The sequence below is a fragment of the Fluctibacter halophilus genome (genome assembly GCF_020687825.1).
GTDB lineage: Bacteria > Pseudomonadota > Gammaproteobacteria > Enterobacterales > Alteromonadaceae > Fluctibacter > Fluctibacter halophilus.
The window spans coordinates 683,888-698,371 of the sequence record NZ_JAJEWP010000001.1; the positions used below are offsets into that span (position 1 = coordinate 683,888).

The 14,484-nt window shown below is 53.7% G+C and carries 15 protein-coding genes; 8 read left to right on the top strand and 7 right to left on the bottom strand.

What is annotated here, in order from left to right:
- The first annotated feature begins 621 nt into the window (after window positions 1-621).
- From LJ739_RS03180 to LJ739_RS03200, 5 genes are all read left to right on the top strand, one after another.
- On the top strand, window positions 622-825 hold the full coding sequence (locus LJ739_RS03180; protein ID WP_229157149.1) for a DUF1289 domain-containing protein: 204 nt from the start codon (window positions 622-624) through the stop codon (window positions 823-825).
- Between the two features lie 60 nt (window positions 826-885).
- A complete protein-coding gene (dusC, locus tag LJ739_RS03185; protein WP_229157150.1) occupies window positions 886-1,854 on the top strand; it encodes a tRNA dihydrouridine(16) synthase DusC in 969 nt (322 codons plus the stop codon).
- Window positions 1,855-1,896: 42 nt separating this feature from the next.
- A complete protein-coding gene (locus LJ739_RS03190) occupies window positions 1,897-2,676 on the top strand; it encodes a type 2 periplasmic-binding domain-containing protein (RefSeq protein WP_229157151.1) in 780 nt (259 codons plus the stop codon).
- 165 nt (window positions 2,677-2,841) lie between these two features.
- The gene (locus tag LJ739_RS03195) at window positions 2,842-4,257 is read left to right on the top strand and encodes an amidohydrolase (protein WP_229157152.1); all 1,416 of its coding nucleotides are present in this window, start codon (window positions 2,842-2,844) and stop codon (window positions 4,255-4,257) included.
- Window positions 4,254-5,534, top strand: coding sequence for an amidohydrolase family protein (locus LJ739_RS03200; protein WP_229157153.1), 1,281 nt, complete (start codon window positions 4,254-4,256; stop codon window positions 5,532-5,534). The genes LJ739_RS03195 and LJ739_RS03200 overlap by 4 nt, the downstream gene beginning before the upstream one ends.
- Window positions 5,535-5,591: 57 nt before the next feature.
- Here the strand turns inward: LJ739_RS03200 and LJ739_RS03205 are convergent, their stop codons facing one another.
- Together LJ739_RS03205 and LJ739_RS03210 are read right to left on the bottom strand one after the other, a co-directional pair.
- Complete coding sequence (locus tag LJ739_RS03205; RefSeq protein ID WP_229157154.1) at window positions 5,592-5,789, bottom strand: hypothetical protein; 198 nt, start codon at window positions 5,787-5,789, stop codon at window positions 5,592-5,594.
- Window positions 5,790-5,827: 38 nt separating this feature from the next.
- Window positions 5,828-6,481 (bottom strand): arylesterase, encoded by a 654-nt coding sequence (locus LJ739_RS03210; protein ID WP_407646758.1) that lies wholly within the window; start codon window positions 6,479-6,481, stop codon window positions 5,828-5,830.
- 25 nt (window positions 6,482-6,506) lie between these two features.
- On the opposite strand from LJ739_RS03210, the gene LJ739_RS03215 reads away from it, so the two are divergent.
- Window positions 6,507-7,223, top strand: a complete 717-nt coding sequence (locus tag LJ739_RS03215) for an ABC transporter ATP-binding protein (RefSeq protein ID WP_229157155.1) — start codon at window positions 6,507-6,509, stop codon at window positions 7,221-7,223.
- Between the two features lie 10 nt (window positions 7,224-7,233).
- Window positions 7,234-9,744, top strand: a complete 2,511-nt coding sequence (locus LJ739_RS03220; RefSeq protein WP_229157156.1) for an ABC transporter permease — start codon at window positions 7,234-7,236, stop codon at window positions 9,742-9,744.
- Window positions 9,745-9,751: 7 nt separating this feature from the next.
- Here the strand turns inward: LJ739_RS03220 and LJ739_RS03225 are convergent, their stop codons facing one another.
- Window positions 9,752-10,654: a TIGR01777 family oxidoreductase gene (locus tag LJ739_RS03225; RefSeq protein ID WP_229157157.1), complete on the bottom strand. Its 903-nt coding sequence runs from the start codon at window positions 10,652-10,654 to the stop codon at window positions 9,752-9,754.
- A 9-nt stretch (window positions 10,655-10,663) separates the two neighbouring features.
- Window positions 10,664-11,032 carry a dihydroneopterin triphosphate 2'-epimerase gene (gene folX / locus LJ739_RS03230; RefSeq protein WP_229157158.1) on the bottom strand — a complete coding sequence of 123 codons (369 nt, stop codon included), beginning with the start codon at window positions 11,030-11,032 and terminating at the stop codon, window positions 10,664-10,666.
- 130 nt (window positions 11,033-11,162) lie between these two features.
- Here folX and LJ739_RS03235 point away from each other — a divergent pair, with 130 nt between their 5' ends.
- Complete coding sequence (locus tag LJ739_RS03235; RefSeq protein ID WP_229157159.1) at window positions 11,163-12,209, top strand: AI-2E family transporter; 1,047 nt, start codon at window positions 11,163-11,165, stop codon at window positions 12,207-12,209.
- Between the two features lie 6 nt (window positions 12,210-12,215).
- Here the strand turns inward: LJ739_RS03235 and LJ739_RS03240 are convergent, their stop codons facing one another.
- Genes LJ739_RS03240 through LJ739_RS03250 form a run of 3 tightly spaced genes read right to left on the bottom strand, consistent with a single transcriptional unit; the run spans window position 12,216 to window position 14,478 of the window.
- Window positions 12,216-13,541, bottom strand: a complete 1,326-nt coding sequence (locus LJ739_RS03240) for an ATP-binding protein (RefSeq protein ID WP_229157160.1) — start codon at window positions 13,539-13,541, stop codon at window positions 12,216-12,218.
- Window positions 13,538-14,212, bottom strand: a complete 675-nt coding sequence (locus LJ739_RS03245) for a response regulator transcription factor (RefSeq protein WP_229157161.1) — start codon at window positions 14,210-14,212, stop codon at window positions 13,538-13,540. Before LJ739_RS03245 ends, LJ739_RS03240 begins: the two co-directional genes overlap by 4 nt.
- A complete protein-coding gene (locus LJ739_RS03250; protein WP_229157162.1) occupies window positions 14,212-14,478 on the bottom strand; it encodes a PepSY domain-containing protein in 267 nt (88 codons plus the stop codon). Before LJ739_RS03250 ends, LJ739_RS03245 begins: the two co-directional genes overlap by 1 nt.
- Window positions 14,479-14,484: the final 6 nt, after the last annotated feature.

The window sequence follows — 14,484 nt, forward strand, 5'->3', positions numbered from 1 at the left end:
GCCGCGTAGCGGCAAAGTACAGGAAGTACTTTGCAATCCCTGTTGGGATGTCATCGCAAAGTCTATTCAGTTAGCCCTGCTCGCAAGAGCGGGGCTTTTTTATTTGTGGGTAAAGCACGGTGAGCGAAGCGAATGAGCCGTAATCGGTAATTACGGCGAAAGTGCTGCACGACACATCGTGGAGGATGTGGCTGGAACCCGGCCACAGGGACGTGTTGTCCCGCTGATTTGTCCGCAACGAAAGGGTTTATTAACCCTGAGTATATTGTCACGGTGAGCGAAGCGAATGAGCCGTAATCGGTAATTACGGCGAAAGTGCTGCACGACACATCGTGGGTAAGAGACGTCCCGAAATGGCGAGGGCGCGCAGCCATTTCAGTCTCGCACGCCCGACCAACGGACGGTCGGGCTGGGTGCGTTACCAGGGATGGGTTCAGTTTGTGTTTCTGCTGATACATAGAAGAAATGCCACTTTTGTCCTGTAAATGGCTGGAACCCGGTCACAGGGACGTGTTGTAACATCGTTGCTGCAACTGGCAGCCCGCAGATAAGCGCGAGTGTACAGGTGAATAAAACGCTGGGTGGGGTATAATCAGCCCATCTGGCCACTCGAATGACACTATGACGAACACTGCAACCGAAACCTCTCCTTGTATTGGACAATGCTGTTTGGATGACAACGATATTTGTGTGGGGTGCTGCCGACACCTGGATGAAATTACCGGCTGGACTTCGATGAGTGATGAGCAACGTAAAGCGGTGAAACGTCAGTGTGAAGTGCGTCTTAAGCAACGTCCTGCAAACCCCTTTAACATTGTTCCTTAAGGGGCGATTCTGGTAAAATCCGCCGCCCTTTAAACTCTTCAATACAGTAGAGCCTCAAATATGCAGATCGTCCTTGCGCCCATGGAAGGTGTTGTTGATCATCTGATGCGCGACATGCTGACCCGTGTTGGGGGCTTTGATTTATGCGTCACAGAGTTTGTCAGGGTTGTCGATCAGCGTCTTCCGAGCAAAGTGTTTTATCGGTTGTGTCCTGAGCTGCATGAAAACGGTTATACGCCGTCTGGCACCCCTGTGCGTGTGCAACTGTTGGGGCAACATCCACAATGGCTGGCGGAAAACGCTGAGCGGGCTGTATCACTGGGATCTCACGGTGTCGATTTGAACTTTGGCTGTCCGGCTAAAACGGTCAACAAGAGCAAAGGCGGTGCCGTCCTGCTCAAAGAGCCGGAGGTACTGTATCGCATCGCTAAAGCCGTGCGGGAGGCTGTACCTGCCGAGCAACCGGTGACGGCCAAGATGAGGCTGGGATTTGAGGACAAGTCACTGGCATTGGAAAACGCCCATGCACTGGCTTCGGCAGGGGTATCCAGTATTGCCATTCATGCCCGCACCAAGACGGAAGGTTATCGTCCGCCGGCATACTGGGATTGGATTGCCAAAATTAAACAGCATGTCGATGTGCCGCTGGTTGCGAATGGCGAAATCTGGCGTGCCGAAGATGCCCGGCGTTGCCAGCAACAGTCTGACTGCGAAGACATTATGTTGGGCAGGGGCGCGTTGGCGATGCCTAACCTGGCGCAGGTGATACGAGGCCATCAGCAACCCATGCCATGGGATGCGGTAAAGGCCCTGTTGGTAGACTATTCAGGGTACGAAATCTACGGCGACAAAGGTCGCTATTACCCCAATCGTATAAAGCAGTGGTTTGGCTACCTACGTTTGCAGTATCCGCAGGCCGAAACCTTGTTTATGCATATCCGTCGTTTGCAGCATGCCGATGAGATTGTGGCGGCCCTTAGCGAGGTTGGACCATCGAATCACGCACTCAATCCCACGGCTGCGGAATAACCATCTACACTTAACCTATTGTCGGTTTGAAATCACAGTTCAATGCGTTGTTACCTGTTTTTGATCCTCACTGTGCTGTCTTTTCCGTTGTTGGCCAAAAAGTCCGACACGATACTGGTGGCGACGGCGATTTGGGAACCTAATTTCACCAATGGCCAAGGCACCGGATTGTATGAAACGTTATTTAAGCAAGTCTACGCCGACTACAACATCAAGTTTTTCTACACCAGTTATGAACGCTCTAAAACCCTGGTAAAAGAGGGCAAGGTTGATGCGTGGTTAGGCTCCTATGAGCAGGAAGAGGCTTTTGCCATTTATCCACAGTTACCGTTTGACGCTGATGAAGTGACCGCCATCTACCGGGCAGACAGGGAAATTGATGACAATTTTGCCCAGGCGCTGAGTGAAGGTTCAGTGGCCTGGATCAAAGGCTATGACTTTGATAAATATTTTGGCGATATTCTCAAACAGCCGTATCTGCTACTCGACAATGAAACCGGCCTTAAAATGGTACTCAACGGTCGGATTGATTTTATGATCGATGACTCCACCGATGTGCAGGAGATGATTGATAAATTTCCCGATCAATACAGTCAGCTAAGAACACGGATTTTTGCCCACCTTCCGTTGTTCCCCGGCTTTGCCGATACCACTAAGGGGAAAAAGCTGGCCAGTGAGTGGGATACCCGGTTGGTGGCATTGAAAGAGCAAGGTTCTGTGCATGCGTTGTTTGTGCAGTTTGATGTGCCCTATGTGCTGGATGAGCCGCAAGTGGTGGTGGCCCGATTGAAACCCAAACCCCCGTTAACCTCCGACCAATAATCCATTTCCTGCGTTTAACAAAATTGCACTCCATGGGTTTGCTGTTAACCTAGGTTTGGGGTCTTGTGATCACATTCCGCGTAAATCTGTGTGCCAAGCAACGGATTTAAGGGTGGCCACTGACTCTGCTACGATGCAAAAAACAACAACTGAATCAGGGAACCTATGATATTACAACACTCAACCACACGCCTGGCGGCAAGCCTGGTTTGCTGCGCACTGCTCAGTGCCTGCGGTGAACAGAAGGCCGCCACAGAGAGCGATCCGTTGGTCACTATCGATCCTAATCCATTCCCCAGCGCATACACTGCACCTGAGACGGTGCCGACGTTGATCCAAAATGTCACGGTACTGGATGGTGTCGGTGGCAAGATCGAAAGCGGCATGGTACTGATGCAGGATGGCAAGATCACTGCCATCGGCAGTGACCTTCAAGCCCCCGAAGGGGCAACCGTCATTGACGGGCAGGGGAAATGGGTTACACCCGGTATTATCGATGTGCACAGCCATCTTGGTGTTTACCCAACCCCTGAAACGAATTCTCATTCAGATGGCAATGAAATGACCAATCCGGTCACGGCACAAGTCTGGGCGGAACATTCTATCTGGCCGCAAGACCCGGGGTTCAGCCGGGCATTGGCCGGCGGCGTTACCACATTGCAAATCCTGCCCGGGTCCGCCAACCTGGTCGGTGGCCGCGCAGTAACGGTTAAAAACATGCCCCATCGCACCGTTCAGGAAATGAAATATCCCGGTGCCCCCTACGGTATGAAAATGGCCTGTGGCGAGAACCCCAAACGGGTTTACGGCGCTAAAGGGGGTCCTGGTACGCGTATGGGTAACGTGGCGGGTTATCGTCAGTCGTGGGCGGATGCGCAGGATTACCTGCGTAAATGGGAGCGCTATGAGGCTGAGCACAAGGCCGGCAAGAATCCCAAGCCACCTAAGCGCGATCTCAAACTGGACACCCTGGCAGGCGTGCTGAAAGGCGAGATCCTGGTACATATGCACTGTTACCGCGCCGATGACATGGGCACGATGCTGGATGTGATGGATGAGTTTGATTACCAGATCACCTCTTTCCATCACGCTGTGGAGTCCTACAAAATTGCTGATCTGCTGGCGGAAAAAAACATCTGCTCGTCCATGTGGGCTGATTGGTGGGGCTTCAAAATGGAGGCCTATGATGGCATCAAGGAGAACATTCCGATGGTTCATGCCGCCGGTGCTTGTGCCATCGTTCACTCCGACAGCGATCTGGGTATCCAGCGTCTGAATCAGGAAGCGGCTAAAGCCTGGGCGGATGGCCGTCGGGTCGGCCTTGATATCAGTCAGGCCGATGCCTGGCAATGGCTGTCTGCAAACCCCGCCAAAGCACTGGGCATTTTTGATAAGACTGGCTCGTTGGAAGTGGGCAAGCAAGCTGACCTGGTGTTATGGAGTCAGGATCCCTTCTCTACATACGCACAAGCAGAATTGGTCTACATCGACGGTGCCAATGTTTATGATCGCAACGATCCTGACAGCTGGCCGGTAGCGGATTTTGAAGTGGGTCAAGTGGGTGAAGGAGATAGCAAATGAAAAACTGGTTAACCATCATGACAGCCAGCGCCCTGAGCCTTGCTGTCCATGCAAAAGACGTAGCGATTGTCGGTGCGACCGTTCACACCATGGGGCCGCAAGGCAGCCTTGAAAATGCCACCGTGGTCATGCGTGATGGCAAAATCCTGTCGGTCGGGCAACAAGCGGCGCCGGCCGGTGCCGAGATCATCGATGCAAGCGGCAAAGTCGTGACCCCGGGCCTGATGGGCGCCTATACATCATTGGGGCTGGTCGAAGTTGGCTTGTCTGCAGGTACCGTGGACGCGACCGTGGATGCGACGCCGCTGACAACCGCGGGTGCTGCCCTGGATGTGCAGTATGCCATCAATCCTGACTCCAGTCTGATTGCGGTGTCGCGCATTGAAGGCGTGACCAGTGCCGCAACAGGCCTATCGCGCACCCAACAACTGTTTAATGGACAAGGGGCGTTAATCAGCCTGGGTGACGATGCATCGCCGGTGCTTAAGCCCCGCGCATTTGTGCGTTTGGCGGTGGACAATGATGGCGCGGACAGCAATGGTGGCAGTCGTGTTGCACTGTGGGGATTGCTTGAGCAAGCGTTTGCTGAAGCCTCAGATCCTGCGGTTGGACGTTTAACGGCGACCAGTGAGTGGCATGGTTGGACCACCAAAGCGGATGTCAAAGTGATTAAGCAATTACTCAATGGCGACATCCCGTTGCTGATAGAGGCCAAACGTGCTGCTGACATTCGTCAGGTATTGGCGCTAAAAGCCCGTCATCCGGGGCTGGATATCACGTTGCTGGAAGCCACCGAAGGCTGGCGTGTTGCGCAAGCGTTGGCTGCGGCTGACATCGCTGTGATCCTGGATCCGGAGCGCAATCTGCCGTATGCCTTTGACCAGTTGGGGGCGACGCTGCATAACGCCGCACGTCTGCATGCGGCGGGTGTCGACGTTGCTATCGGTATGAATACTCACAATATTCGCCTGGCTAAGCAACATGCCGGTAATGCGGTTGCCAACGGCTTGCCCTGGGAGGCTGGTCTGGCTGCGTTGACACGGGTGCCTGCGCGCATCTACGGCGTCGATGACCAATTGGGTACACTGGAAGCCGGCAAGCGGGCAGATGTGGTTATCTGGTCCGGCGACCCGCTGGAAGTGACGCACAATGCCGAGCAGGTATTCATTAACGGGCAGGCCATGTCGATGGAGTCGCGTCAGACCCGTCTGCGTGACCGTTACCTGAAACTGGCTAACGGCGCGGGCGCCGCAACATCCCATTACGTGCGACCCTGAATCTATCAAGAAATAAAAAAACCGAGCCTTTGGCTCGGTTTTTTTTTTGCGTGGTTATTACGCTTGCGTGTTTATGATGGTACCAACCCTGCCGCTGGCGTTGGGTTGGTTTTGTGGTGTTTCTTGTAACCGTGTGACTTGCTGTTCAGCCTGACGCTGCTCAACGTCCTGCTGACGCACCTGGGTTTGTTGATCGGTGCTTTGTGCCACAGAGGGCACTTGCGGACTGTCTGTGTTCAGAGGGCCAACACTCATATGATTTGCTCCAACGGTTAACGTCGTCTAAGTGTAGCTCATTGTGTACCCGAGTGCGAAACCGGCGCTTGTAACAAGGGCTGTAATTGCTGCTGCATGAACGCAGCAATCTGGGGCTGTGCTTCAGCTTTGGGGTGTATACCATCGCGCTGCATCAATTCGGGTTGCAAGGCAATCTCGGTCAGGAAAAACGGGATCACCGGGATGCTATGTGCATCACCTGCCTGATAAAAAACGTCCTGAAACAGCTGGTTATAGCGCGGGCCGTAATTGGTCGGGATTTGCATGGCCTGCAGGAAAACCTCAACACCTTGTTGCTTGGCTATTTCGATCATGCTGTCCAGGTTGGTGCGGATTTTTTTGACGTTGTGGCCCTGCAGTCCGTCGTTTCCGCCTAACTCTATCAACAAGTGGGTGGGTTGGTGTTGTTCTAACAAGCGAGGTAATCTGGCCAGGCCACCGTCAGTGGTTTCACCGCTGATTGCAGCATTTACAACGCGAATGCCTTGAGGCTTGAACGCATTCTGTAACAAACTGACCCAACCTTGCTCTTGCCTCAGGCCATAGCCAGCGCTTAGGCTGTCACCTAACACCATCAATGTTGTGGGGTTGTCAGTTTGTTGTGCATAAAGCTGATCTGAAACCAGCAAACAGGGTATAAACAACCACAGCCAAACAATACTGCGACGCATGAAACACAAGGATAATCGAGACACTATGAGCCAATCTCCAGAATACGTGATTAAAACCCGTGATGTGACCAAAGTGGTCGATACCACAGAGGGTGAATTACAGATCCTTCAGCCAATCAGTATTGATGTCAACCCCGGTGAGACCGTTGCAATTGTCGGCGCGTCGGGCAGTGGTAAGTCTACCTTGTTGTCCTTGTTGGCAGGGCTGGATGAAGTCAGCAGCGGTGAAATCTTTCTGGATGGCGCGCCGCTGCACAGTTTGGATGAAGAGGGCCGTGCCCAGGTGCGTGGCGAGAAAGTGGGGTTCATTTTCCAGAGTTTTATGTTGGTTCAGAGCCTGACGGCATTGGAAAATATTATGTTACCGGCGGAGATAGCCGGACTGGAAGCCCCCCGGGAGCGTGCTTTAGAAGCCCTTCAGCAGGTCGGTCTGGAGCATCGAGGTGGGCATTACCCCAACCAATTATCAGGTGGCGAGCAACAGCGGGTTGCCATCGCTCGGGCATTTATCACCCAACCGCGGATCTTATTTGCCGATGAACCAACCGGTAACCTGGATGCCAGCAACAGCGACAAGGTTGAAAAGCTGTTGTTTGATCTGAACCGTGAATCTGACACAACCCTGATCCTGGTCACCCATGACCCGAGTCTGGCACAAAAATGCGATCGTCAGTTGCAGATGCAGGCCGGTGTACTGACCGAAATCAATGGCCAAAAAGCGCCTCAGCGGGAGGCCAGTTAACGTGAATCGAATGAGTGCAAATCTGGCCTGGCGCTTGTTTCGCCATGAGGCGAAACGGGGTGAATTGACCATCATTTTGTTTGCCATCATGTTGTCGGTTGCGGCGGTATTTTCGTTGTCGATGTTCAGCGAACGACTGCAAAGTGCACTGACTGCGCAAACTGCCGCTTTCATAGCCGCTGATCGTGTATTGGACGCTCGCCATCCGGTGGATGACGCGTGGCTGCGTGAAGCCCGTCAACGGGGCATCAATACCGCGCACCAGGTTTACACCCGCTCCATGGTGTTTGCCGGTGACAACATGCAATTGGTCAGCCTTCGCGCACCGGATAATGCCTACCCGTTGAAGGGGCAGGTAAAGGTTGCAGCGCAGCCGTTTGAACCAGGAGTGACCACTGAGGCGCTGCCTGGCCCTAAAGAGGCTTGGATTGAATCCCGTCTGTTCCAACTGATGGGATTATCAATCGGCGATGTGCTGGAAGTGGGTACCCAGTCTTTTCAGGTGACCAAAGTGTTGTCTGAAGTGCCTGATGCCGGTTTCAGTTTGTTTGGTGGTGACCCCAAAGTGATGATCCCTCGCGCCGATCTGGAAGCGACGGGGGTTATAGGTCCGGGGGCGCGCGTTACCTACAGTTATTATTTCACCGGCGATTCCGATGATCTGGATGCGTACTATGAGTGGTTACGTCCAAAGCTAGATCGTGAAATCCATCGCTGGATGAGTGTTGAAGACGACGACTCCCCGTTAGGGCGTTCTGTTGGCCGCGCGGAGCAGTATTTTCTGCTTGCCAGTTTGTTGGCCATTGTGCTGGCGGCGGTTTCGATTGCGGTGGCGGCACAGCGATACAGTCAGCGCCATTATGACCCGGTGGCGATCATGAAAACCCTGGGCGCCAGCCGTGGGATGGTGCAGCGGGTGTATTTATTGCAAATTACCCTGATAACGGCGCTGGGGCTGCTATTGGGCGGGTTGGCCGGGTACCTGATCCAGCAAGGTGTGATCTGGGCCATTGCAGACAGTGTGCCGGTAGACCTGTCGGCATGGCATTGGCGACCGTTGTGGATAGCGCTGTTTACCGGGGTTATCTGTGCGGTACTGTTTTCGCTGTATCCTCTGCTTAAACTGTTTTCCATTTCGCCCCTACGGGTACTGCGACGTGACATGGGGGCCACAGTCAGTGCCCGTTTCATTCAGTTTCTGGCCGCCGGCAGCGCAATTTTAATCCTGATGTGGGCCTACAGCCAGAACCTGCGCCTCAGCCTTATCCTGTTTCTATCCGGCATTGTGTTGGTGGCGTTACTGTTGCTGGTGACCTTTGGTCTGATTGCCGTGGGCCGCAGGCTGGGGCAGGGTAAAATCGGTGCCTGGCAATTGGCCTGGGCGCGTATTAAGCGCCGGGCGATGGACAATTCGGTGCAATTGATCAGCTTTTCGGTGACCATCATGCTGTTGCTGGTGGTGCTGGTGATGCGCAATGACATGATCCAGCAGTGGCGGGATCAGTTGCCACAGGGCACACCTAACTACTTTATGATCAACATTACCGATGCGCAGTTGCCGACCCTGGAGCAGCATTTTGCCGCGCAGAATGTCAGCTTGGATACCTTTTATCCGGTGGTTCGCGCCCGGTTTGTGGCCATCAATGGTGAGCAGGTTCGAACCGATGTGCGCAAAGAAGGTGAGGAAGAAAATCAGCGCGGCCGGGACGGTCTCGGACGGGAAGCTAATCTGACCTGGAGCGATACCCTGCAGTACGAAAACCGTATCACCCAAGGGGTATGGTGGTCAGAGCGGCCGGATGATGCCCCATCGGGTGTATCGGTAGAAGCCCGCGCTGCCGAGCGCATGGACATCAAACTGGGCGATGTACTGACCTTTAATGTGGGCAGTGAAGTGGTTGATGTCACGGTCAGCAGTATTCGGGAAGTGAACTGGCAGACCATGCAGCCGAACTTTTTCTTCGTGCTGGAACCGCAGGCGATGGCCGATTTCTTGCCTACCTACATGACCAGTTTCCATTTGCCGAGTGACAGAAAACCACAGATTACGGAGTTGATGCGCCCGTTTGGCAATGTCACGCTGTTTGACGTGGATGCCCGCATCAATCAGCTGCGCAACATCGTGGATCAGGTCTCAATGGCGGTAGAGTTTATTCTTGTGCTGGTATTGGCCGCCGGATCGCTGGTGTTGATTGCGCAGGTTCAGGCCAGCATGGACGAGCGTCAGCAGGAATTGGCGATCCTGCGTACGCTGGGGGCCAAAGGCGGCTTGATCCGCGGCTCTGTACTGGTGGAATTTTTGATCATCGGAGCCGTCGCCGGACTGATGGCGGCGCTGGCCAACGAATTGACCCTGTATCTGCTGCAAACGCAGATCTTCCAGATGGCCGGTAGCGTCCATTGGCAGTACTGGCTTGTTGCGCCGCTGGTGGGGGCCGGTGTGGTCGGACTATTGGGCGCAGCAGGCTGCTGGCGGTTGCTGACGCTAAACACCAGCACGCTGTTGCGTAAAATGGTCTAAGGCTCGGCTAGAAACGCTCGCTGAGGTTATCCATAGCCTCGGCGAGGGTTGGGAAGCTAAAAGTAAAACCAGCGTCCTGCAGACGCTTCGGTATTACCCGCTGTCCGTACAACACCAGGTCCGCCCGTTCGCCGAGCATCGCTTTGAGTGCAAACGCAGGGGCCCTCATTACGCACGGACGATGCAAATGTGCCGCCAGTGAGCGAACAAAAGCCTCATTGGTCACCGGCTCGGGTGCGGTCAGGTTGTAGACGCCCTCACATTTCTGCTCGTTCAGCAGAAAAACAATGCCGTCTATCATGTCGCGGATGTGGATCCAGGACATGAATTGTTGCCCATCACCGATAGGACCGCCCAATCCCAGTTTGAAGGGGGTGAGCATTTTGGCCAGGGCGCCACCCTGGGCACTCAGTACAATCCCGGTACGCAGAATACACACGCGTGTTTGCGGTGATTTTGCCTGCAGGGCAATGTCCTCCCAGCGTTGGCATACCGTATGACTGAATTCGTCGTGATAATCGCTGAAGTCTTCGTCGATGACACGGTCGTCCTGGCGGCCATAAATACCGATGGCCGAACCGCTGATGAAAACGGCGGGGGGGTTGCTGCCAGCGTTACACAGTTGTACGAGTCGCTCGGTAATGTTCCATCGGCTGTCGCAGATGCGTTGTTTTTGCTCCTCGCTCCAGCGGCGATCGACAATTGGTTCGCCTGCCAGGTTGATGACCGCATCAAACTCATCCAGATTGCTAAACTTATCCAGACTGGAGTGCAATGCGACCTTATGACTGAGCACATTCTCTGCCATCGCAACATTCCGTGTGATCACACTGAGTTTGTGGTCGGAAAACAGCTGTGGAATGAGGCGGGAACCAATGAGTCCCGTACCGCCGGTGATCAGAATGTGCATGCCACGTCCTTACTGGGGTTTGTTACAAGATAAGCACAGTGAAACCGAATCAGCAAACCGCAGAGCGTGGGGTTTGTCGACTTCTGCTTCCGCATAGCTGACCCACGGGTGTTCTGCTGCGATGGCCAAAACATCCGAGGTGAGTTTCTCCAGCAGTGAAAAGCGGTTCATCTCCACCAACGCAATGATACGTTTTGTGATGGTGCGGTAATTGAGCGCATCATCCATGGCGTCGCTGTTGGTCGCTTTGGCGGCGTCGTATTCAATTTTCACATTGATGACAACGTCCTGCTTGTTCTGTACTTCATCATCGTTGATGCCGATAAACGTGCGCAAGCGGAGGTTTTTAATGCGAATGACGGCTGGATTTAGCTGCATGGGTTGAGAGTCCTTCAATGATGGTTAATGGTCTGTCGCCAGACTGGGGTGTTTTGCTTTGCGTCAATGACGACAGATCTGCTACCGTAACGCAATACTGCCATTCTACCCCCCTCTTGTGACAGAAAAAATGGAAATAAAATCAAACACCTCGATTAAAGCACTGGTCATTATGGCGTGCCTTGTGATTGTATTGGCCGGGATCAAGGCGGCCAGTGCCATTGTGGTGCCGTTTTTGTTATCGGTGTTCATCGCCATGGCGTGTCACCCGGTGATCCATTGGTGCAGTCGTTACCGGATCCCGAAATGGTTATCCATTCTGATTGTGATACTCCTGATCGTGGTGTTTGGATCCATGTTGGCCGGTTTGGTCGGAAAATCGATGAACGATTTCAGCCAGAATATGCCGACCTACCGTGCCCAACTCACCGACGACTTTGCCTGGGTGCTGGGGCAACTGGAGGCCCTCAATATTCACCTCGACCGTCAGCAGTTGTTGTCTTATCTTGACCCCGGCGTGGCGATGGGGATGGTCACTAACATATTGTCCAGTCTGGGTGGGGTGCTGACCAACTTCCTGTTGATCCTGCTGACCGTTGTGTTCATGTTATTTGAGGCTGACAGTGTACCCGCGAAGGTCCACATTGCGCTCGACGATCCGAACATGAAAATTAAGCAGATCGATAAATTTCTCGGTTCGGTGAAACAATACCTGGTGATAAAGACCGTGGTCAGTCTCGCTACCGGTCTGGTGATTGGTTTGTGGTTGTATGTGCTCGGCGTCGATCATTTTCTGTTGTGGGGTGTATTGGCCTTTTTGCTCAACTATATTCCCAATATCGGCTCCATAATCGCTGCCATTCCGGCCGTGCTGCTGGCATTGGTCCAGTTGGGGCCTGGTATTGCGGGTCTCGCGGCGCTGGGTTACGTGGTCAGTAACACGGTAATGGGCAATGTGATTGAGCCAAGGTACATGGGACGCGGATTGGGCCTGTCCACGTTAGTGGTGTTCCTGTCACTGATTTTCTGGGGCTGGTTGCTGGGCAGTATCGGCATGTTATTGTCGGTGCCGCTGACCATGATCGTTAAAATTGCACTGGAATCCAATGCCGATGCGCAGTGGATAGCCCGCTTGCTCGACAGTGATGCGCCGGTCGCGAAAAGCGCCGATCAATAACGTCAGTTAGTTACTGGGAAACAGCAAGTGGAACTGGGCACCGCCCAGTGACGCATCGCTGATTGACATCTGTGCCTGATAAGCCGTGAGTAAATCACTGACCACTGCCATGCCGATCCCCTGACCGTCCTGATAGCTGTCCAGCCGTTGGCCGCGGGTCAGCATGGCATCACGGTGTTGCTTGGGGATCCCCGGGCCGTCATCCTCAACCCAGATATGCAATCCATCCGGCTTGGCAATGGCGCGCACGATAATGCGCTGCCGTGCCGCTTTACAGGCGTTGTCGAGCAGGTTGCCGAGCAGTTCCAGTAAGTCGGTCTCATCACCCACGAAGCGGGCGTCGTCATCTACCGTTGTTTCGATGGTGAGGGATTTTTCTGCGTACACCTTGAGCATCGCACGCTTGAGCTTCTCTACAATGGGTTTAACCGCCACCGCCGTGTCCCAGCGGCCACTGCCACTGCTGGCTGCGCGCTTTAGCTGGCGCTGGATAATACGATCAATTTGACGCAGGGGCTCGCTGGCGCTGTCAGGCAGGTCCTGCTGGCCGTGCAACACGGCCAACGGCGTTTTCAGGCTGTGGGCGAGATCACTGAGGCTGTTCTTATAGCGGCTACGTTGTTCCCTCTCCGTTTGTAGCAGGTGGTTGATGCTGTTTTTGAGCCGTTCCAGCTCCGGTGGATAATCGGCGTCGATGTGCTGTTTTTCACCCCGTTCAGCATGGTTGATTTGTTCGATCAGGTCACGTATCGGACGCATGGCCGTGTTCAGCGACAACAGCAGAACACCGAGCAGCAACACGGCGATCAATCCCAGCCAGTTGCGCAAGGTGTTAGAAAAGGCGTCCACTTCAGCCTCAAAGGTTTGTTTGCCGTGGATGACATAGAAATACACCGGCTGATAACCGTCTTCGGTGGGGAATTCGGCGGTATAGGCATACAGAAAGTGTGGCGAGCCAAGGTCAAAATCCTCAACAAACAGCTCTTCACCAACCGTTGGCTGGGGTAATCCAGTCAGTGCCTGGGTGGTGATGTTTAGTGCTGACAGCGACCGCCAGGTTGGTGTGCCGGCGGTCATGATAAACCCGTAGACACCTGAGCCTGGAATATTGAGCTGTTCATCAAACAACAACTCGGGCATCTGCCCCTGGTCTTCCTGCATATCGAATTCGGCGATCAGGTTGAGGTTCTGGATCCGCAGTTGTTGCTGCATTGACTGCACCAGGCTATTGGTGAAGCCCTGTTGCAGAGTGATGGCGGTCAGCGGAATAAACAGCAGCAGTGCGAGGGTCGCTGCCAGAAAGCTGCGTAAACGCAGCGATAAACGGGTCATAGTTGCCGATTGATACGATAACCCCTTCCGCGCAGGGTTTCGATGGGTTTCAATTCGCCAGTGGGGTCCAGTTTTTTGCGCAGGCGACCAACAAAAACTTCGATGACATTGCTGTCCAGATCAAAATCCTGATCGTAGATGTGCTCAGTCAGTTCTGTCTTGGAGATGATTTTATCGGGATTCATCAGCAAGTACTCAAGTACCTTGTATTCGTAAGCGGTCAGTTCCAATTCCGCGTTATCGACGCTGACGGTTTCACTTAAGGTGTTGAGAACGATAGGGCCTTTTTCGATGGTGGGATTAGCCTGGCCAGCGCCACGGCGGATCAGTGCACGAGCGCGGGCAACCAATTCCTCATTGTGGAACGGTTTGGTCAGGTAATCGTCGGCACCGGCATCAAGCCCTTCGACTTTCTCCTGCCAACGGTCGCGGGCGGTCAGGATCAGGATCGGGCATTTGACGCCGTTTTTGCGCGCCCGCAGAATCACCTCAAAACCGTCCATGACGGGCAGTCCGATGTCAATGATGGCCAAATCGTAGGGGTATTCGTTGAGCAGAAAATCGGCCTTGCCACCATCATCGGCTAAATCGACACTGTATCCTTGCTGTTGCATCAGTTGATCAAGCTGAGTCAGCAGGCGACTGTCATCCTCGACGATCAATATCCGCATTATCTGTCCTTGTCTTTTTTCGGTTGGCTGACCTTTCCGGAGCGCTTGTCGACGTCAACGGAAACAACACGCCCGGATTTTTGCAATACTTTGACGCGGTATTTGTGCTTGTCATTATTGACCTTCAGCACTCGACCATTGAGCTGTTGTTGGGCTTTTCTGGCCGCTTGGGCGCGATCAATATCCTTGTCATCTTTGCTTTGGGCAAAGGCCATCGCGCTGCTTAACAGGAAAGCGGCAATCAGGGGATAAATCAGTGTGCGCATACGTCT

Bases quoted from the DNA above. Each gene is read 5' to 3' on its own strand.
- LJ739_RS03180 (WP_229157149.1), top strand. From the start codon at position 622: ATGACGAACACTGCAACCGAAACCTCTCCTTGTATTGGACAATGCTGT.
- dusC (WP_229157150.1), top strand. From the start codon at position 886: ATGCAGATCGTCCTTGCGCCCATGGAAGGTGTTGTTGATCATCTGATG.
- LJ739_RS03190 (WP_229157151.1), top strand. From the start codon at position 1,897: ATGCGTTGTTACCTGTTTTTGATCCTCACTGTGCTGTCTTTTCCGTTG.
- LJ739_RS03195 (WP_229157152.1), top strand. From the start codon at position 2,842: ATGATATTACAACACTCAACCACACGCCTGGCGGCAAGCCTGGTTTGC.
- LJ739_RS03200 (WP_229157153.1), top strand. From the start codon at position 4,254: ATGAAAAACTGGTTAACCATCATGACAGCCAGCGCCCTGAGCCTTGCT.
- LJ739_RS03205 (WP_229157154.1), bottom strand. From the start codon at position 5,789: ATGAGTGTTGGCCCTCTGAACACAGACAGTCCGCAAGTGCCCTCTGTG.
- LJ739_RS03210 (WP_407646758.1), bottom strand. From the start codon at position 6,481: ATGCGTCGCAGTATTGTTTGGCTGTGGTTGTTTATACCCTGTTTGCTG.
- LJ739_RS03215 (WP_229157155.1), top strand. From the start codon at position 6,507: ATGAGCCAATCTCCAGAATACGTGATTAAAACCCGTGATGTGACCAAA.
- LJ739_RS03220 (WP_229157156.1), top strand. From the start codon at position 7,234: ATGAGTGCAAATCTGGCCTGGCGCTTGTTTCGCCATGAGGCGAAACGG.
- LJ739_RS03225 (WP_229157157.1), bottom strand. From the start codon at position 10,654: ATGCACATTCTGATCACCGGCGGTACGGGACTCATTGGTTCCCGCCTC.
- folX (WP_229157158.1), bottom strand. From the start codon at position 11,032: ATGCAGCTAAATCCAGCCGTCATTCGCATTAAAAACCTCCGCTTGCGC.
- LJ739_RS03235 (WP_229157159.1), top strand. From the start codon at position 11,163: ATGGAAATAAAATCAAACACCTCGATTAAAGCACTGGTCATTATGGCG.
- LJ739_RS03240 (WP_229157160.1), bottom strand. From the start codon at position 13,541: ATGACCCGTTTATCGCTGCGTTTACGCAGCTTTCTGGCAGCGACCCTC.
- LJ739_RS03245 (WP_229157161.1), bottom strand. From the start codon at position 14,212: ATGCGGATATTGATCGTCGAGGATGACAGTCGCCTGCTGACTCAGCTT.
- LJ739_RS03250 (WP_229157162.1), bottom strand. From the start codon at position 14,478: ATGCGCACACTGATTTATCCCCTGATTGCCGCTTTCCTGTTAAGCAGC.